Annotated in this window: 10 protein-coding genes; 9 read left to right on the forward strand and 1 reads right to left on the reverse strand. The window is 56.4% G+C overall.

All coding sequences use genetic code 11. The features are described 5' to 3' along the window. Window positions 1-201: 201 nt before the first annotated feature. Window positions 202-1,014 carry a mechanosensitive ion channel family protein gene (locus tag DIE16_RS31070; protein ID WP_124487949.1) on the reverse strand — a complete coding sequence of 271 codons (813 nt, stop codon included), beginning with the start codon at window positions 1,012-1,014 and terminating at the stop codon, window positions 202-204. A gap of 715 nt (window positions 1,015-1,729) precedes the next feature. Here DIE16_RS31070 and DIE16_RS31075 point away from each other — a divergent pair. The 9 genes from DIE16_RS31075 to DIE16_RS31115 are packed head-to-tail and all read left to right on the forward strand — an operon-like array spanning window position 1,730 to window position 18,270. Then, a complete protein-coding gene (locus DIE16_RS31075) occupies window positions 1,730-2,896 on the forward strand; it encodes a polysaccharide biosynthesis/export family protein (protein ID WP_124894046.1) in 1,167 nt (388 codons plus the stop codon). A gap of 6 nt (window positions 2,897-2,902) precedes the next feature. Continuing rightward, on the forward strand, window positions 2,903-3,718 hold the full coding sequence (locus DIE16_RS31080; protein WP_124894047.1) for an ABC transporter permease: 816 nt from the start codon (window positions 2,903-2,905) through the stop codon (window positions 3,716-3,718). Next, window positions 3,715-4,377: an ABC transporter ATP-binding protein gene (locus tag DIE16_RS31085; RefSeq protein WP_044844064.1), complete on the forward strand. Its 663-nt coding sequence runs from the start codon at window positions 3,715-3,717 to the stop codon at window positions 4,375-4,377. Before DIE16_RS31080 ends, DIE16_RS31085 begins: the two co-directional genes overlap by 4 nt. Further along, window positions 4,374-5,546: a chain-length determining protein gene (locus DIE16_RS31090; protein ID WP_260434487.1), complete on the forward strand. Its 1,173-nt coding sequence runs from the start codon at window positions 4,374-4,376 to the stop codon at window positions 5,544-5,546. The genes DIE16_RS31085 and DIE16_RS31090 overlap by 4 nt, the downstream gene beginning before the upstream one ends. 15 nt (window positions 5,547-5,561) lie before the next feature. Beyond that, window positions 5,562-6,680 (forward strand): non-hydrolyzing UDP-N-acetylglucosamine 2-epimerase, encoded by a 1,119-nt coding sequence (gene wecB, locus DIE16_RS31095; protein ID WP_124894048.1) that lies wholly within the window; start codon window positions 5,562-5,564, stop codon window positions 6,678-6,680. Continuing rightward, a complete protein-coding gene (gene wecC, locus DIE16_RS31100; protein WP_044844067.1) occupies window positions 6,674-7,942 on the forward strand; it encodes a UDP-N-acetyl-D-mannosamine dehydrogenase in 1,269 nt (422 codons plus the stop codon). The genes wecB and wecC overlap by 7 nt, the downstream gene beginning before the upstream one ends. A gap of 6 nt (window positions 7,943-7,948) precedes the next feature. Beyond that, window positions 7,949-10,666 carry a hypothetical protein gene (locus DIE16_RS31105; RefSeq protein ID WP_124894049.1) on the forward strand — a complete coding sequence of 906 codons (2,718 nt, stop codon included), beginning with the start codon at window positions 7,949-7,951 and terminating at the stop codon, window positions 10,664-10,666. Then, window positions 10,663-12,519: a BNR repeat-containing protein gene (locus tag DIE16_RS31110; protein WP_124894050.1), complete on the forward strand. Its 1,857-nt coding sequence runs from the start codon at window positions 10,663-10,665 to the stop codon at window positions 12,517-12,519. Before DIE16_RS31105 ends, DIE16_RS31110 begins: the two co-directional genes overlap by 4 nt. A 12-nt stretch (window positions 12,520-12,531) precedes the next feature. Continuing rightward, window positions 12,532-18,270: a glycosyltransferase gene (locus DIE16_RS31115; protein ID WP_124894051.1), complete on the forward strand. Its 5,739-nt coding sequence runs from the start codon at window positions 12,532-12,534 to the stop codon at window positions 18,268-18,270. Window positions 18,271-18,302: the final 32 nt, after the last annotated feature.

Genomic DNA, 18,302 nt, shown 5'->3' on the forward strand with positions numbered 1-18,302 from the left:
CTCTCCTGACGTCCTTAAAGTCAGGCGTCAGGTTACGCAATCGCTCCCAAACCCTCCACGGTTTCCTGCGATGAACCTTTTTTTTCGTCCGTGCGGTTCGTGCGGTCCGATCGATTGCCGATGTGCGGTATCGGCCGATCCGGCTGCTTGACGCCGGCTGCTTCAGTCGGAATCCCGCGAACCGCTGGGCGTACCGTACCGTCAGGTCGTGCGATGGAAGATCGGCGTTTCGGGCGTCGGGTATTGCGCGTCGCGGAACGTCTCGAGGATCACGCGGTTGGTGTCGCAGTACACCTGCCAGTAGTTCTCCGGCTGCGTCGACGGACGCACGAACAGCAGCGGGCCTTCCGGCGTGAACTGGAGCACGCCGACGTCCGGCGCAGGCACCTTCATCACGTTCGGGATCAACTGGATCTGCGTCTTCAGGCGGTTGATCGCATCGGCCGCGTCGACGCCGTTCGCGATCTTCGCGGTCAGGTCCACGCGGCGATGCGGCGTCGCGCTGTAGTTCGCGATGTTGTCCGAGAAGATCTTGTTGTTGCCGACGATCGTCACGACGTTGTCGGCGGTGATGATCGTCGTGCCGAACAGGCCGAGTTCCTTCACCGTGCCCGTGACGCCGCCCGCGCTGATCACGTCGCCGATCTTGAACGGACGCAGTACCTGCATGAACACGCCGGCGGCGAAGTGCGCGAGCAGGCCGCCCCAGGCCGTGCCGATCGCGAGGCCGAGGCCGGCGAGCAGGGCGGCGAACGACGTGGTCTGAACACCGAAGATCTGCAGGATCGCGAGGATCAGCAGGATCGTCAGCAGCACGCTGACTACGGAGGTCAGGTAGTCGGTGAGCGTCGGGTCGACCTTGCCGCTGCGGCGTACCACCTTGCCCAGCAGGCGCGTGCCGAGGCGGATCGCCCAGCGGCCGATGAACCACAGGACGATCGCGGCGAGGAGGTTGAGGCCGAAGTCGAGGCCGCGGGTCATCAGGAATTGTTGGGTGGATTCCAGGTTCGGCATGGGGGCTCCATGGCGGGTTTAAAGAATGGCCTGCGGCCGATTTTCGTCGCACGGTTATAACCGACCTGCATGACCGAGACAACCACCGCACTTGCCGGAGCAGCGGCATGTAAAACGTTTCAATCCGCGTGTCGCATGCCGTTTGCCACCGACACGAACATTGTTAAATCGGGTATGCAGTCCGTATTAATTACCGCTTATTACCGGTCGATCGTGATGCGGACTGATTCTATAACTTACAGAGTGATTTCGGGTGTGTCCGACTTCCATGCGATAATGCCGGCGTCGGGAGACCCTGCGCTGTAAGTCGCAAGAACCTGAGCGGGCAGTTCGATTGCATGAGACGGTCGAACACCCCTGATAACAGGCGCAATCGGCCGGCTGCCAATGCCGGACGTGCTTTGCAGGTGTGCCGTCGTGTTGGTTATTTTCCGTGGTTTTCCGACGTTCGTTCGCTAACTGGCCAGGTATCCGTGGCGGGATTCGACGTGCAGTAACCATTTCTTCTGTTGTCACAGAGGGGGGATTTGTTGCTTTTTCGGTCGTCAATGTCCGAAAGAGTGCAAATTTAAGTGAAGAATTTTTGAGACGCCGGTGGCCTGATCGAGTCAATCGGCTGAGGAATGAGCGTTCGGGTGTTCGGGGGATGCGTTGATTGAACGCCCGGGAAATGACGCTTGCAAATCAATAGTAAAAAGTCTTGGCCTCAAGATCCATGAAAAAGAGTGTATTGGCAATTTCCGTTCTTGCCGCTGTGGCGCTTTCGGGGTGTGCAACCTATCCGGACTGGATACCTGCTTCCGGTGCGTCGCGCCAGAAAGTGCAGGAAGTGCCGGAAACCGGCGGACGGATCGAAGGCATTCAACTGGTGGACGTCAACGATACGTTGGCGCGGAAACTTGCCGACAGCAAGAAGCTGGGCCAATTCGCGAACATCTTTCCGAGTGCGGTTACCAACAACTACCTGATCGGCCCGGGCGACGTCATCGAAGTGACGATCTGGGAGGCGCCGCCGGCGATGCTGTTCAGCACGCTGGCGCCCGCGCAGCCGATGACGACGAGCACGGCCAACAGCGTCACGCTGCCCAACCAGATGGTGGCCTCGGACGGCACGATCACCATCCCGTTCGCGGGGCGGATCCCGGTCAAAGGGCGCACGACGGAGCAGATCGAGTCGAGCATCGTCAGCCATCTCAAGGGCAAGGCGAACCTGCCGCAGGTTCTCGTCAGCGTCACCAAGAACAATGCGTCGAACATCACGGTCGTGGGCGAAGTCAACACGAGCGCGCTGATGCCGCTGACCCCGAAGGGCGAGCGTCTGCTCGATGCGCTGGCATTTGCGGGCGGCGTGAAGCAGTCGGTCAACCGCATGGCCGTGCAGCTTTCGCGAGGCAGTGTCACCGCGACGATGCCGCTCGATTCGGTCATTCGTGATCCGCACCAGAACGTCGTGCTCAAGCCGGGCGATGTCGTGACGGCACTCTTCCAGTCGCAGAGCTTTTCGGTGTTAGGTGCAACGGGCAAGAACGACGAGATTCCTTTCGAAGCACAAGGCATTTCGCTGGCCCAGGCGCTCGCGCGTTCGGGTGGCCTCAACGACAACCGCGCCGACGCGCGCGGCGTGTTCGTGTTCCGGTTCGAAGACGCGAAGCTGGTCGATGCGCAGGACAAGGCGGTCAGGGCCATCAACGGCACCGTGCCGGTGGTCTACGAGATCAACCTGCGGGATCCAGCAGCGTTCTTCGTGACACAGAACTTCCCGATTCAGAATCATGACGTGATTTACGTCTCGAACTCGCCCGAGGTTGAGTTCAAGAAGTTCCTTACGCTCGTTGTGATGGTCGCCAGCCCGGCGGCTACCATTAACCGGGAACTGGAGTAACGCGCCATGGACGGAAACGTGCGTACTCCGATGGAGATTACGGTTTCGGTCTGGCGCGCGATGTTTCTGCGCGAGGCGTTGGATCGCCTCTTTGAAGCACGGGCGGCTTGGCTCTGGCTGCTGATCGAGCCCGTGTTCTATATTGCGATCCACGCCTTTGGATATATCACGTTCCACATTCACCAGATTGGCGGAATCGAGATAACCATGTGGATCATCGCCGGCTTCATTGGATTTCTGCTTTGGCGGCGTACTTGGGTTCAGGTATTGCATGGGATCGACTGCAATAAGGCCTTCTTCGTATACCGGCAGGTCAAGCCATTCGATGCGGCGCTCATGCGGGCTGTTCTCGAGTTGTTTTTGATGATTCCGATTTCAATCGTCATCTTCTTCATCGCTGTCGCTGCGGGTCGGATGATCACGCCGGGTATGCTGAATCCGGTTTTTCTGCCGGCAGATCCGTTGCTGATGATAGCCAGTATTTTTGGACTGTGGCTGTTTGCGCTAGGCTTTGGTTTGATTACTTCGGTTGCGATGAAATTCGTGCCGGAGCTCGACCACGTTTTCAAAATACTTTTTTTGCCATTGTTTTATATCTCCGGGGCGATGTTTCCGATTGCGCTGGTACCAACGCCGTATCGTGAAATATTGCTAATTAATCCGGTTGTGCATGGCGTTGAGTTGCTGCGGCTCGGATTTTTGTCCTCATATCATACGCTCCCCGAAGTGAGTCTTGCCTATCTATATGAAGGCGGGATTATATTTATGCTTGTGGGTCTGATGCTCTATCGGCGATTTGCAAAAAAGCTGGTGATGAAATGATCATTATCGAAGATGTTCATAAGCGATATCTGACAGAGCACGGAGCCGGCAAGTGGGTGCTGCAGGGTATTAGTATGACGATCCCGCCGAAACGGAATATTGCCCTGATCGGTGTGAACGGTGCGGGCAAGTCGACGCTGCTGCGTATTATTGGGAACGTTGATTACCCGACAAAGGGACGAGTTGAGCGACGCTGTCGCGTATCCTGGCCAGTAGGTGGAGGGGGGTTGGAAGGGACGCTGACCGGGCGTCAGAATGCGAAGTTCGTTTGCAGGGTGTACGGTCGTGAAGAAGAATTGAAGGATCGACTCTCGTTTATTCAGGACTTCACCGAACTGGGTGATTCATTTGATGAGCCCGTGCAGACGTATTCGTCTGGGATGCGGTCGCGTCTCCAGTTTGCGCTGTCGATTGCTTTCGAGTTCGATGTATATATTTCAGACGAAGTGACGGCTGCGGGCGATGCTAGATTTAGAAAAAAAGCCGCTGATGCTTTCAAGAATAAGGTTGATCGGGCTAGCGTGATCATGGTGTCCCATGACGAAGGTACGCTAAAACAGTTTTGCCAGTCCGGTATCTGGATCAATGGCGGTAAGGCATATTGGTTCGACGAACTTGATGAGGCATTGAGGGCTTATAAGGACGCTATCTTGGTATGAAAGAACTAACAGTGAGCAGAAGTGGGCGCATTGGTGCCAAGCTGGCTGCGGTATATGGAAGAGGGAAGTCGACGCTTTTCTCGATGGAAGTATTTCGGCTGATTATCAAGGTGATCTTGATTTATGCGGTTCTTGCCACCGTGTATTGGCTGTTCATCGCTTCCGATCGATTTGTATCGGATGCGAATGTGATCATCCGATCCACCGATCAGATCAGCAGTCCGAGTGTCGATGTATCAACGCTCGTTCCCGGTGCTGGTGGTCCCAATCGCGGTGATCAGCTGCTGTTGCGCGAATATCTTCTGTCGGAAGATGTTCTTAAGAAGCTGGATGCCGCTTTGGATTTGCGCTCTCATTTCAGCGATGGACATCGAGATCCTATTTCGCGGATGTGGTTCAAAAACGCACCGATGGAGTGGTTCTATCGCTACTGGCTGTCGCGTATCGATGTCGAGTACGACGACTACAGCGGTGTATTGCGCATCCAGGCACAAGCCTATGATTCGAAGACTGCGCAGGAAATCGTCAATTTCATGGTTCGCGAAGGTGAAGCACACATGAATCAGATTGATCATGAATTGGCTTTGTCACAGGTGCGCTTCCTCGAGCGGCAGGTGACGCTGGCGCATGGCGGTCTTCTAGATGCGACGCATACGCTGATCGATTTTCAGAACCGCAAGGGGTTAATGGCTCCACAGGCAACGGCCGAGAGCCAGAATGCGCTGATTGACAAGCTCGAAGCGCAAAAAGTTGATGTGCAGACGCAAATTGCTTCATTGCCTCCAACGTTGAGCCCGGATCAGCCCACCGTGGTGATGCTCCGGAACAACCTCAACGCGCTTCAAAAGCAGATCGCGCAAAAGCGGGCTGAACTGGCGTCACCGTCGAAAGGGACGCTCAACTACACCGTAGAGGAGTTCCAGCGCCTACAGATGCAGGTGAGTTTTGCACAGGACTTGTACAAAACTGCGCTTTCGGCGCTTGAGAAAGGGCGGATGGACGCAGCCCGCACGCTCAAGATGGTTTCAATCCTGCAAGCACCAACGAGACCGAGTTATCCATTGCAGCCGAAGCGACTCTATAACGCATTTCTGACTCTGCTGCTTGCTACCTCCTTGATTGGGGTTTTGAAATTGTTGGAAAGCATCATTCGTGATCACGTAGATTGAGTTTCGGGGGATTCAATGAGGGCCTTGATTATCCTTGGAACCCGGCCAGAAGCGATAAAAATGGCACCATTGGTCGGTGTACTGAGGAATGAACCTGAGATCGAGACGAAAGTCTGCGTAACGGCACAGCATCGTCAGATGCTCGACTCCATGCTCGATTTTTTCGGCATCTGTCCCGACTACGATCTTGACGTCATGGCACCGGATCAAACGCTGACCGGGATGACGAGCAGAGCGCTGGCTGGCCTCGACATCGTATTGAGTGAGGCTCGGCCGGATCTGGTTCTGGTGCAGGGAGACACGTCGACCACGCTTGCCGCCGCTCTGTCCGCACACTATCGACAGATCGAAGTCGGGCACGTCGAGGCCGGTCTGCGGACCGGTGACATGCTAGCTCCTTGGCCGGAGGAGGCAAATCGCAGGTTGACGAGCGTTCTGGCCAAATACCATTTCGCGCCGACATCCAGCGCTCGTGACAATCTGCTGCGGGAAGGCATTGCTGAATCGAGTATCCACATAACCGGAAATACAGTTATCGATGCCCTTCTGGCCACGGCAGCAAAGATGCGTGACGACACTGCACAGCGCAGCGAGCTTGATTCGCGTTTCGGTTTTCTCGATCCGAAGAAGCGTTTGATTCTTGTCACCGGACATCGCAGAGAGAATTTGGACGGTGGCCTCGACTCCGTGTGCTACGCATTGCGGGAAATTGTCCGGCGTGGCGACGTGGAAATCGTCTTTCCGGTCCATCTCAATCCTCGGGTCCGACAGTCCGTATATCGCCTTCTCGGCGACGTTCCGGGCGTGTATCTGATGGGGCCGCAGGACTATCTGCCCTTTGTTTACCTGATGGACAGAGCCACGCTGCTGATTTCGGATTCGGGTGGAATTCAGGAGGAGGCGCCGGCCTTGGGCAAGCCGGTGCTTGTGACACGTGAGACGACGGAGCGTCCGGAAGCGGTGGCCGCCGGCACGGTGCGGATCGTCGGCACTAGCCAAGCGGCAATAGTTGCGGAGGCGTGCAGACTTCTCGACGATCCGATTGGATATGCCGCCATGGCCCGGGCGGCCAACCCCTACGGCGATGGCAATGCTGCCCAGCGCATCCGCGATATTTTGGTGAACGCATGTTGAATACGATTTCCATAATTGGCCTCGGCTACATAGGCCTGCCGACTGCTACGTTATTCGCGTCGCGCAAGATTCGGGTTATTGGCGTCGATGTGTCTTCGCATGTCGTCGATACCATTAACCGAGGGAATATCCATATTGTCGAACCAGAACTCGACATTCTGGTTCACGCCGCGGTGGGTGCCGGTTACCTGCGCGCGACGACTCACGTCGAGCCTGCCGATGCGTTCATCATTGCCGTGCCGACGCCGCTGACGGCAGACCGAAGGCCGGATTTGAGCTACATCAAGGCTGCGGCCAAATCGATTGCGCCCGTGCTGGCCAAGGGCAACTTGGTCATTCTCGAATCGACATCGTCGGTCGGTGCGACCGAATTGCTGGCGAACTGGTTGGCAGAAATCCGCCCGGATCTTACTTTTCCGCAACAGACTGGAGAAGCATCCGATATTCGGATCGCTCACTGTCCCGAGCGCGTCTTACCTGGCCGCATCGTGCATGAACTGGTCGTTAACGACCGTGTGATCGGCGGGATGACCGCGAGTTGCTCCAAGGCGGCGATTGCGCTTTACAGCTTAGTGGTACAAGGCGACTGCATTGTCACGGATGTTCGCACTGCTGAAATGTGCAAGCTCGCCGAAAACAGTTTCCGTGACGTCAATATCGCCTTTGCGAATGAACTGTCGATGATTTGCGACAAGCAAGGTATCGACGTTTGGGAACTGATCAAGCTGGCAAACCGGCATCCCCGCGTCAATATCTTGCAACCGGGGTGCGGGGTGGGGGGGCACTGCATTGCGGTCGACCCGTGGTTCATCGTGGACGGCGCACCGCAGGACGCGACGCTTATCCGTGCTGCACGCAGTGTCAACGACGCGAAGCCGGACTGGGTTATTCGCAAGGTCGGTGAGGCTGTCGAAGTGCTGTCCCGTTCGGGTGTCCCGGCCGAGGAAATTTGTGTTGCTTGCCTCGGTATCACATACAAGGCGGATATCGACGATTTGCGCGAAAGCCCGGCCCTTGAAGTTGCGCAGGCGCTCGCGAATTGCCATCGCGGAAAAATCGCGATCGTGGAACCGAACCTTCAAACGTTACCCGATGAGCTTGCAGCGGGAAGAGCAACATTGTCCGCACTGGATGATGCGATTGCGGAGGCTCACGTCCTCGTCCTGCTTGTCGATCATGCAGAGTTCAAAAACTTGAAGCCCGAGCTTGGCGGCAGGCAATTGCTTGTCGACACGCGTGGTGTCTGGAAAAACGCAAAATAAATGATAATGAACCAGAATATTCAGGATGATCTCGAGTCTCGTCTCCACGAGATGGGAGAAGAAAACGAGCTGTTACTCCTGCAACTCCATCAGGTTCAGGAGGCGCTCGAGCATCACCATCTGCAGAATAAGCCGTTTTCGGGCGACCTTGCAGCCGAGCCGCAAGCTGGTGGTGCGACCGGTTGGGGCTGGGTGGACGATGAACTGCCCGAAGCGTTGGCGGAAAGCCGGCGTTTACATGCGTTGGTGGACGTTCAGCGGCAAGTCCATCAGACCGAGTCTCGCAATGCATTGAATTCGAAGCTGGGGGACTTGCTGATCGAGGGCGCGGATTCCCCGGGCTCGATTGCGACGTTGCCTGGAAAGCTCTGGAGGATCTGGCGGTCATATAGTCGGCAGACACCTCCGGAATCGCTCGGTGGAAAAGGATTCGACAAGATCATCGACGCGTACGGTGCGGGGAGTTTCGACGCGGTCGACAAGCTTATGTCGCAGACGTCGAGTTCGCCCGCCATGCAGGCCGACGGATACACTGCGTTGGCGCGGTATCTGATGAAAGGTGATCGCCTGTGCGCGGCTGAAGCTGCACGTCGCGCGTATGCACTGGATCCGAAGCCTTACCGATTGAAATGGCTCGCGTTCCGACTTCATGAAGCGGGTGACGTCATCGAAGCGAGTGCCATGCTGGACGTCCTGCCTTCTGACATTCAGTTTAGCGAGTCGGAAGGCCGGCAGGCTGCCCAATTGCGCCATGAGGCACGGCACGCGCTGCAGCGCGAGGCCAAGCAGAAGATCGGGTTTTCGGAGCGCCGCGCCGAGATTGAGCGTCAGTTGAGCGGCCTGGTACAGGAAAGGGACGAGCTATCGAAGCAGCTCGATTCGCTTCGCGACGAAAACGAGACGCTCAAGCAGGCGAACGCCCGGCTCGAACAGGACAAGCAGTCGTTGACAGATCTCTACGGAGAGGTCGCTCGGCAGGTTCGTGAACGGGCGAGCGAAGTCGAGGAATTGAAGCAGCTCAATACTCGATTCAAGCAGGACCAATTGGCGCTTACGGCCCGGCATGACGAGGCCATTAGGCAGGTGCATGAATATGCCCTGGAAATCAGGAGCCTGAAGCAAGCCAACGCCCAGTTTGGGCAAGAACAGGTGGCATTGACTTGGCAGCACCGCGAGGCTGCAAAGCAAGCGGCGGACCGTACTCGTGCGGTCGAAGTGCTGAAGCAAGCCAAGGTGCAACTCAAGCAGGAAAAGTCGGCGCTGGAGATGCGGTACGCAAAGGTCGCAAAACAGGCGACTGAGCAGATGCGGAAAGTCGATGCGCTGGAGCGCATCATGGCGCAGCTCAAGAAAGACAAGATTGTACTGGCCGATTTGCACGATGCTGCAGCGAAGCATGCGTCCGAGCGCGACCGCGAAGTCGAAGCACTGAGGCGACTCAACGCGCAGCTTGAGCAGGACAAGACGACTTTGGCCGGTCTGCATCAGGCGGCCGAGAAACTGCTGGCTGAGCGCGGCAGTGAAGTCGATGCATTGAAACAGGTCAACATGCAATTGGTAGAGGACCATGCGGTCTTGATGGGGCGGCATGAAGATGTCGCGAAGCAAGTCGCTGAACGTGTTCAGGAAACCAATGCGTTGAAGAGTGCCAACACTCAACTGGAGCAAGAAGGGCTGGTACTCGCGCAGCAGCGCGAAGAAGCGACGCAGCGAATGGTCGAGCGTAGCCGCGAGATCGACACGCTGAAACAACTTAACGTGCAGCTTGAGCAGGACAAGGCGAAGCTGGTGGCTCAACGTGAGGAGGCCGCGAAGCAGATGGTCGAGCGTAGCCGCGAGATCGACTCACTCAAGCAACTCGCAACGCAGTTGGAGCGGGACAAGGCGACGCTGGCGAGGCAACGTGAAGATGCGACCAAGCAGTCGGTTGAACGTGCCCGGGAAGTCGATGCGTTAAAACAGGCCAATGCGCAATTGGAACAAGACCGAGCGGCCCTGATCGGCCAGCATGATGACGCTACTAGACAGGTGGCCGAGCGCAGTCAGGAGGTCGAAGCACTGCAAACTGCCAACGCCCGGTTGGAGCAGGACAAACTGATGCTGGTGGGGCAGCAAGAAGAAGCGGCGAAGCAAGCGGCCGAGCAAAGTCGTGAGGTCGAAGCGCTGAAGCAGGCGAATGCACTTCTGGAACAGGACAAGGTGGCACTTGCGAGCCGACATCAGGAACTTGCGCAGCAGGCTGCCGAGCGGTATCAGGAGGTCGAATTGCTGAAACAAGCCAGGGCGCAACTGGAGCAGAGCAAGCTCCTGCTGGCAAGGCAGTACGAAGAGGCCGCGAAGCAATCTGGAGAGCGCAGCCGAGAGGTTGAATCTCTCAAGCAGGCCAAGGCACAACTGGAGCAGGATAAGGCAGCGCTCACTGGTCGGTACGAAGAGGCCGCTAAGCAGATGGCCGAACGCAGTCACGAAATCGAAGCCTTGAAGCAAGCCAGGGCACAGCTGGAGCAGGAGAAGTCGGTGCTCGCTGGGCAACATAATGACTCTGCCAGGCAGGCAACTGAACGCCTCGCGCGAGTCAACGTATTGGAACAACTGATTCAAAGTCGTCAGGTGTACGAGGCGGAGCTGGCGGCGCGTCAGAAGATTGTGCAAGAGGAGATGGTTCGGGCCGAAGCTCAACTCGACCTGATCAAGGATATTCTGCTTCGAGAGTCCGGGTTATGAGAAAGAAATCCGCGTCCGTTCGCTATACGACGGCGGCGAAGGAATCTGCACAGCCCGTCACGGTAGTCGAGATCGATTCCGCCGTTGTTCCTTACGACGAGAATCTGCTGGAGCGTGCGCGCACGCAATGGCAGTTCGGCGACTGGCACAGCCTCGCCCAACTCGGGCGCGGTGTCTTGCAGCACCATCCGGATCGAGCCAAGCTGGCCCTGCTTGCAGCGGCAGGCCGCCTGCAAACCGGGCAAATCGCCGAAGCCAAACAGTTCATTCGACTCGCCCAGGATTGGGGGATCAGCCAGAAGCTCCTTTGCCAGATTCTTGCAGCAGGCGTTCATAACAGCTTGGGGCGTGCCGCCGCTGTGGCCGGTAATCTGCCGCGGGCGCTCGCTCATTTCGAATCTTCCATTGCTGTCGGTACACCGGAGGCCGACCGATCGCTATTGACCAAGGCACGAATCCACCAGCAGTGCAGCGAACTTGGCGTAGCGCCCGGTCATCTTGAAAGAGAGCTGGAAAGCGTTGCGCGATCGGATCGACCTTTCTCGCACTCATCCACACGACGTTTTCATGTCGTCAAGCTGGCTGAGTTCGATCTAGGTGATGCTTGGGCCGGAAATACGATCAATACGGTTATCTTTCGCCACCACGGTGTTCTGACTCATCAGGGAAAGCAAATCACGGCCTTTTATGTCGATGCGCATACGCTGCGCGTCGTGCGCCGTGATCTGGAGACAGATGATCTGCAGACGTTTGACCTGTATGGTGAATACAATTTGGCAGACGCTCACAACAGCATCAGTCTCGGTATCGATCGCGCTGACCATCTGCACATTTGTTACGATCACCACGCTACGCAGTTGCGATATCGCAGAAGCACTCGACCCAACGATATATCGAGTTGGACCGACGAACTGCCCATGACTGGAGAGGCTGAAACGAAGGTAACCTACCCGACTTTCATGCAGCCGCATCATGGCTTTCCGTTGACGCTGCTATATCGCGATGGCGTACACAACAATGGCACCGCGCGTCTCAAGACCTACGACGAGGCATCCGCGGGTTGGACGGACCATCCGACACCTGTTTTGAGCGGTAGCGAGTCGAAACCGTGGACCAGTAACGCCTATTGGAACCACCCGGCTATCGGTCGGAACGGCAGCCTTCACCTGAGCTTTGTCTGGCGTACACATACGCTCGGTGTGGAGGAGCGAGTCAACAACATCAATATCGGCTACGCCTGCTCGCTAGACAATGGGGTCAGTTGGGTAACGTCCAAAGGGCGAGGCTACCAGCTTCCGATTACGCCGGTAAATGCTGAAACGGTTCATCCGGTGTCTCCGGGCAGCAACCTCATTAATCAATGCAGCATGGCGCTCGATAGCTGCAATCGTCCGCATATCGTTTTTTATGCCGATGATTCAAACGGCATCCCGCAGTATCAACACTTGCGGTACGACGGTAAGCAATGGCATCACCAGATCGTATCGCAACGCGTTGAGCCATTTGCGTTGCAAGGTGGTGGAACGCTGCAGATCCCGATCAGTCGGCCGGAAATCGTTATCGACCGCCTGGACAACGCGTACATCATTACTCGCGGAGATCACAGCGACGGAAGAATGGTTGCGACAGTACTGGCCGCCCCCGAGTACACCTGGCATCAAGACAACACCCGGGTTCTGTGGGATGAGGATCTCGGGTTCGCGGAACCCGTAATCGACCGATTGCGGTGGGAGCAGGAAAACGTATTGAGTATGTTGCTGCAGTACAACGAGCAACCCAGTCATGACATCGGCTGGCGGCAGACGAATGGGCCCGTCACACTGCTGGACATTCAATTCAAATTTAAAAACTAAGTCCAAAAAAATATGAAAAATCTGGATACGTCTCTCGCACTTGGCAACGCATCGATGCGGGCGGGAAACTTCGAAGACGCTATTCGCCACTACGCACGGGTGTTGCTCAAGGCTCCGGGGTTGGCCAAGCACATCTCGGCGAATTTCGTTTTGGCGCGGAGGAAGTACCTGAGAGAGCGCCAATGTGTCAAAAAACCGCGTGTAGGCGTGTGTGGTTGGGATCTCGGGCGCAATCCCGCCGGGCGTGCGTACACGCTGGCAATGTTGTACGAAGACTTCGCGGACGTGGAAATCGTCGGCAGCATATTTCCGAAGTACGGGCGACAGATCTGGGAGCCTATTCGAGGAAGTCGGATCGCGAAGCACTGCTTCGTGGCGGACGACGAGTCGCGCTATATCGATCAGGCGATCGAACTGGTTGCGGACCATCCTTGCGACATCGTGCATCTGTCCAAGCCGCGAGCCCCGAATATCTTCCTGGGGATTCTCTACAAGCTGATTTGGGGTGCCAAGGTCATCGTTGACGTCGACGACGACGAACTTGCCTTTTTTGGCGACGACGCGTCTGTCGGCATTGACGAATACATCCAGAAACACCATCAACTGCCTGCTCTAGCAGACCTTGCGGGGAAGAACTGGACGCGTCTGGCCGTCGGGCTTGCAGAATCTTTCGACGGCGTTACTGTTTCGAACACCGTTCTCAAGCAGCGCTACGGCGGCCAAGTCATTCAGCATGCGCGGAATGAAAAGCTCTTTGATGCATCTCCGGAGTTCAAGCGAAAGTGCCGGGAAAAGCACGGTGTGCCGCAAGAGAAGAAGGTCGTACTGTTTTTCGGTACGCCGAGGACGCACAAGGGGTTGCTTGAAACAGCCGAGGCCATAGCGGCACTCAAGCGGAATGACTTGGTGTTCGTCATAGTCGGCGAATTCTCCGATGCGGCACTGAAGGCGAGATTGCAAGCGATTGCCGGTGTCGAATACCTTTTCATCGGCAATCAACCCATCGAAAGTGCTCCAGAAATCGCTGCGGTAGGGGACGTCTGCGTTCTGTTGCAGGATGTCGGTTCGGCTGTTGCACAGCGTCAGATTCCGGCCAAGCTCTCTGACGCGTTGGCCGTCGGCATGCCTGTTCTGGCAAGCGAGACCCAGGCGCTGGTCGATGTCTTTGCGCGAGGCGCGCTTCTGGCGGTTACGCCAGAAACGTTGAGTGCCAAGCTGGGGCAGGTATTGAGTGATTCCGGTACTGCTGACCGCTTGAGCGAGGCCGGGCGTGCCTATTTTCATACCGAGCTTGGCCACGACACAAATGTGCTTCGCCTGCGTCAGGCTGTCGAGCAATACCGCAATTTACCCCTGTCGAAAGGCGGTGAACTCCTTCTCAACAGCTTGGACGCAAATGTTCGCGAGACGCTGCAATACCTGTTGAACACCGCAGACGCACGCCATCCGGGATCTGAGACAACGAATGACCGGGGAGGTGTAGACGCACGCCAGCTTGCGACTGGGGGCGCCGCTGGATCGGCAGGCGCTCGTCCGTGGGCGAACGCAGGGCGCAGTGGCGTGTCCGGTCGAATTGCCGTCGTCGTCCACTATTTTTATCCGGAGATCTGGCCGGAAATTTGTGGGCGATTGGAGCGAATCGGTACCGCTTTCGACCTTTTTGTGACGGCGCCTGTTGAACTCGCGTCGAGCGCGCACGAAAATGTTCTTCGCAGTTTCCCGAATGCGCGATTCGCCTTTGGTCCCAATCGCGGGATGGACATCCTCCCATTTCTCTCGGTGATTCCTACGTTGATCAACGAGCGATACATGGCTGTGTGCAAGATTCACACCAAGCGCGGCTATGACGAATCTGCGGTGGTGTGGCGAAATGTGATGCTCGACAGCTTGCTGGGTTCCGACGACTCCTTTTCCTCTGTGGTTCGCGCATTCGATGAGCATCCGGAACTCTGCCTGGCAGGACCAGCGATGCTGTATCAATCGGCGCCCAGACTGATGTACGAGAACAAGACGAACGTTTCGCGCATCTTGAGGGAGAGCTATGGGAGGGACATTCCCGAGACGGACTGGGGATTTTTTGCTGGAACGATGTTTTGGGTTCGCCCCGAACTGCTCGAAAAAATTTGCGAGTATGCAACCTTTCATATCGCGGACCAGCAGGCTGCGAATAATAAGGACGGAAAACTCGAACACGCATTAGAGCGCGCATTCGGGCTACTGCCGACCATTTACGGAGGCAGCGTCGGCCTGCTGCACGGCTCGAGCAGCGGCGAAGGAAATTGCACGCTTCAGTTGACGAACAATTCCGCTTTCGTCGGCAAGGCTGACGTAGGTGCCGCTCTTGCGCATCGAGCTAGTCTTGCGCGATATGTGGACGCGATCCGGAAGGCGGGGGTCTTTGACGAAGCGCTTTACAGATTTCAGTATTCCGAAGAACTGCCGATGGATGTCGATGCGTTGGCGCATTACATTCTGATCGGTTGCTTCAGCGGAAAGCGTCCGGTCAAGTCATTCAGTCCGACACAATATCTGTCTCAGAATCAGGATGTCAGGCGACACAGGGTTGAGCCGTTGTTCCATTATCTGTCCAGCGGTGCGCGAGAGGGCAGGTTGCTGTTCAGCGAGCCTGAGAGGGAGCCGCAGTTTCGGTTCGAAGTACTGAACAGGACGCTGATCGACTGGAATCGGCTCGCCGCGGAATCTCGGAAGCCTCGCACGCTCGACGTGTCTATCGTGATTCCTGTGTATGGCCAACCCGAGCTCACCGTGAAATGCGTGCAATCGATATTGGACGCGGATTCTACGCTGTCATGGGAAGTCATTCTCGTCGACAATGGCAGCGACCCAGTTACGGCGGCGCAGGTCGAAAAGCTCAAGAGCGGTACGCGGGTCAAAGTCGTGCGAAATTGGGAGAACCTGAATTTTGCCCTTGGCTGCAACGTCGGCTTTGCGCACGCAAGCGGGAAGTCAGTCGTGTTTCTGAACAACGATACGACGGTCACGAATGGATGGCTGGAAAAATTGGTACAGCCCCTTGCGGATGCAAAGGTCATGGCCGTCCAGCCCAAGCTCCTGTTCCCGGACGGAACGCTGCAATGTGGCGGGGTGGTGTTTTCGCGATGGAGTGCCCTCGGCTATCCGATATACGTGGAATTTCCGGGGGATGCCGAGTGCATCAACAAGAGTCGGCCGTTCCAGGCCATTACGGCTGCCTGTATAGCGCTGCGCAGCGAGGATTTTGCGGAAATCGAAGGATTCGATCCTGTATTCATCAACGGGCAAGAGGACATCGATCTATGCCTCAGGCTCAGAGAGCGCTTTCATGGACATTGTTGGTACGCCGCAGACGCCACGGTGATTCACTATGAAGGCAAGACGCCCGGCCGCGGAAAATATATTGCGCACAATCGAGCAAAATTTATTGCGCGATGGTCGGAAAAGCACACGCCTGACGACTTCTCCTACTATGCGGAGGATGGGTACGTCGTGAAGGAGTGGCGAGTCGATTCGGAAAGAAATCTGGAGAGGGGTATTGCGGTCTATCGTCCTGTGGTCGCTCGCGCCGAGACACGGCCCCCCCTTGACCGGGAGCACGCCGTGTCCTGGCCTATTACGGACGTATCGGGTGACGCTGTTGTGCCTAAGCGAGATACGTTTGTCGGCGGAAAGCGGTCGATCCGGCCGGATGCGCCGTGGCTGCTCCTGTGTGCGCACGCGGCCGGAACGCAGTTGTTCGGAGGTGAGCGAAGCTTCCTGGATATGCTCGTCGCGTTGAACGGATGCGGTTTCAACGTCGTTGCAACCTTTCCGGGTTTCGGCAATGAGGAGTATCTGGCAGAGGTTCTACAGTACGTCCATGCGCTATATGTTTTCGAGTATCACCACTGGCAAAAAGAAGTACCGATGTCGCGATCTGCCGTGGAACGATTCTCTGCCATCGTTAAAAAGCATTCGATCGATGCCGTCTACGTCAACACGATCGTTATCCGGGAGCCGTTGCTGGCTGCTCGGGAGTGTGGCGTGCCCAGCGTCGTTCACGTGCGGGAAATGATTTCGAATGATGAGCATCTTTCGAAGGCTATCGGGATGTCGCCCGAGGACATCGCCCGCCACGTGTATGCGAGCGCCGACTACGTCGTGGCGAACTCGAGGACGACTGCTCAGGCGCTGGGACACCCGGATCGCACGTTTGTAGCACCAAACGTCGTCGATCTGACGTGCCTTGATGTGCCCAACCCCATTTATCCGGGGGAGATCACATTCGCGCTGATCAGCAGCAATATCCCGAAAAAGGGGATCTATGATCTTGTCGAGGTGGCTCGAATTTGCGAAAGAATCGCCCCGGCGGCGAGATTCTGGTTGGTTGGGCCAGAGCGAAAGGAAATAAGCGAGCTCATGGCGCTTCAGGAGAGTGGACGGATTCCACGAAATGTGGTTTTTGCAGGATACAAACAAACGCCTCGTGAGGCGCTAGTGGGTGTCAATGTGGTCCTCAACCTGTCGTTGTTTGCCGAATCGTTCGGACGAACGGTAGCCGAAGCGCTATCGGCAGGACGCCCCGTTATCGCGTACGACTGGGGTGCATTGGGCGAGCTCGTCCAATCTGGGAAAACAGGATTCTTGGTTCCATATCGGGATGTTGCACAGGTTGCACAGAAGGTCAGGGCGCTCTGTGCGAACCCGGCACTGATAGACACCTTCGGCGAGGCAGGGCGGCAATTTGTCCTCGAGAAATACACCCCTGCAACGCTTCAAGGCAACCTCGGCAAGGCGTTCTCGAAAATTCTCCGACGAGAGCAGGTCGTGAATGAAGTATCGCGGGCTGCAGACCAAGCCAAGCAGATGCTCAAGCTCGCGACGGAAAGATACGGGCGTTTTCCGTCACACGCAGTTAGTCGGGATGTCACGGTAATCGTTCCTGTATATAACGCACTGAACGAGTCGATAGCGTGCATCGAAAGCGTCATCGCAAATACGGACCCGCAACATACGCGCTTGCTCGTTATCGATGATGGAAGTCCGGATCAGCAAGTGTTTCCCGCTCTCTCGAAATTCGACGGCGTGGGCAATGTGACCGTCGTTCGTAACGAGCGAAACATCGGTTATACGAAAACGGTCAATAGAGGGCTGAAGCTCGCCGGTACGGATGACGTCGTTCTGTTGAACAGCGATACGGTGGTGACGTCGAATTGGTTACTTGGACTGAGAATCGCAGCGTATGGGCCCGACTCGGTCGGCACGGTGACTGCCATGAGTGACAACGCAGGCGCATTTTCGTTTCCTGTTCCAGGTCGAGCGAATCCGAAACCGGACAGCATGTCGTATGACGAATATGCGTCCGTGGTTCTGTCGGGGAGTACGCCTAAAGATCCGATCGAACTTCCGACCGGCAATGGCTTCTGTATGTATATCAAGCGGGAACTTGTCGACAAGATTGGAGCATTTGATGAGGAAGCATTTCCGCGAGGCTATGGAGAGGAAAATGACTTCTGCATGCGTGGACTGAAGGCTGGTTATAAAAATCTTCTGTCTCCGTGGTCGTTCGTATTCCACGTACGAACTGCCAGCTTCAAGGGTGAGAAAGCCAAGTTGGTTGCCGAAGGTAATGCCGCGCTCGAAAAATTGCATCCTGATTATCCGGGGCGAGTTCGGGAAGCATTCTCGTCTTCTGCAATCAAAGATCTGCATAGCGCTGTTCAGGCGGCGGTTCGTGAATACGATGTGAGAGCTGCGGAACTTAGTCAAATGTAGGAAACGCAAGGATCGGTACAGGCAAGTCGCTG

The organism is Burkholderia sp. Bp9090 (assembly GCF_003857985.1).
In the GTDB taxonomy this organism is placed as follows: Bacteria; Pseudomonadota; Gammaproteobacteria; order Burkholderiales; family Burkholderiaceae; genus Burkholderia.

Bases quoted from the DNA above. Each gene is read 5' to 3' on its own strand.
- DIE16_RS31110 (WP_124894050.1), top strand. From the start codon at position 10,663: ATGAGAAAGAAATCCGCGTCCGTTCGCTATACGACGGCGGCGAAGGAA.
- DIE16_RS31090 (WP_260434487.1), top strand. From the start codon at position 4,374: ATGAAAGAACTAACAGTGAGCAGAAGTGGGCGCATTGGTGCCAAGCTG.
- DIE16_RS31105 (WP_124894049.1), top strand. From the start codon at position 7,949: ATGAACCAGAATATTCAGGATGATCTCGAGTCTCGTCTCCACGAGATG.
- wecB (WP_124894048.1), top strand. From the start codon at position 5,562: ATGAGGGCCTTGATTATCCTTGGAACCCGGCCAGAAGCGATAAAAATG.
- DIE16_RS31115 (WP_124894051.1), top strand. From the start codon at position 12,532: ATGAAAAATCTGGATACGTCTCTCGCACTTGGCAACGCATCGATGCGG.
- DIE16_RS31085 (WP_044844064.1), top strand. From the start codon at position 3,715: ATGATCATTATCGAAGATGTTCATAAGCGATATCTGACAGAGCACGGA.
- DIE16_RS31070 (WP_124487949.1), bottom strand. From the start codon at position 1,014: ATGCCGAACCTGGAATCCACCCAACAATTCCTGATGACCCGCGGCCTC.
- DIE16_RS31075 (WP_124894046.1), top strand. From the start codon at position 1,730: ATGAAAAAGAGTGTATTGGCAATTTCCGTTCTTGCCGCTGTGGCGCTT.
- wecC (WP_044844067.1), top strand. From the start codon at position 6,674: ATGTTGAATACGATTTCCATAATTGGCCTCGGCTACATAGGCCTGCCG.
- DIE16_RS31080 (WP_124894047.1), top strand. From the start codon at position 2,903: ATGGACGGAAACGTGCGTACTCCGATGGAGATTACGGTTTCGGTCTGG.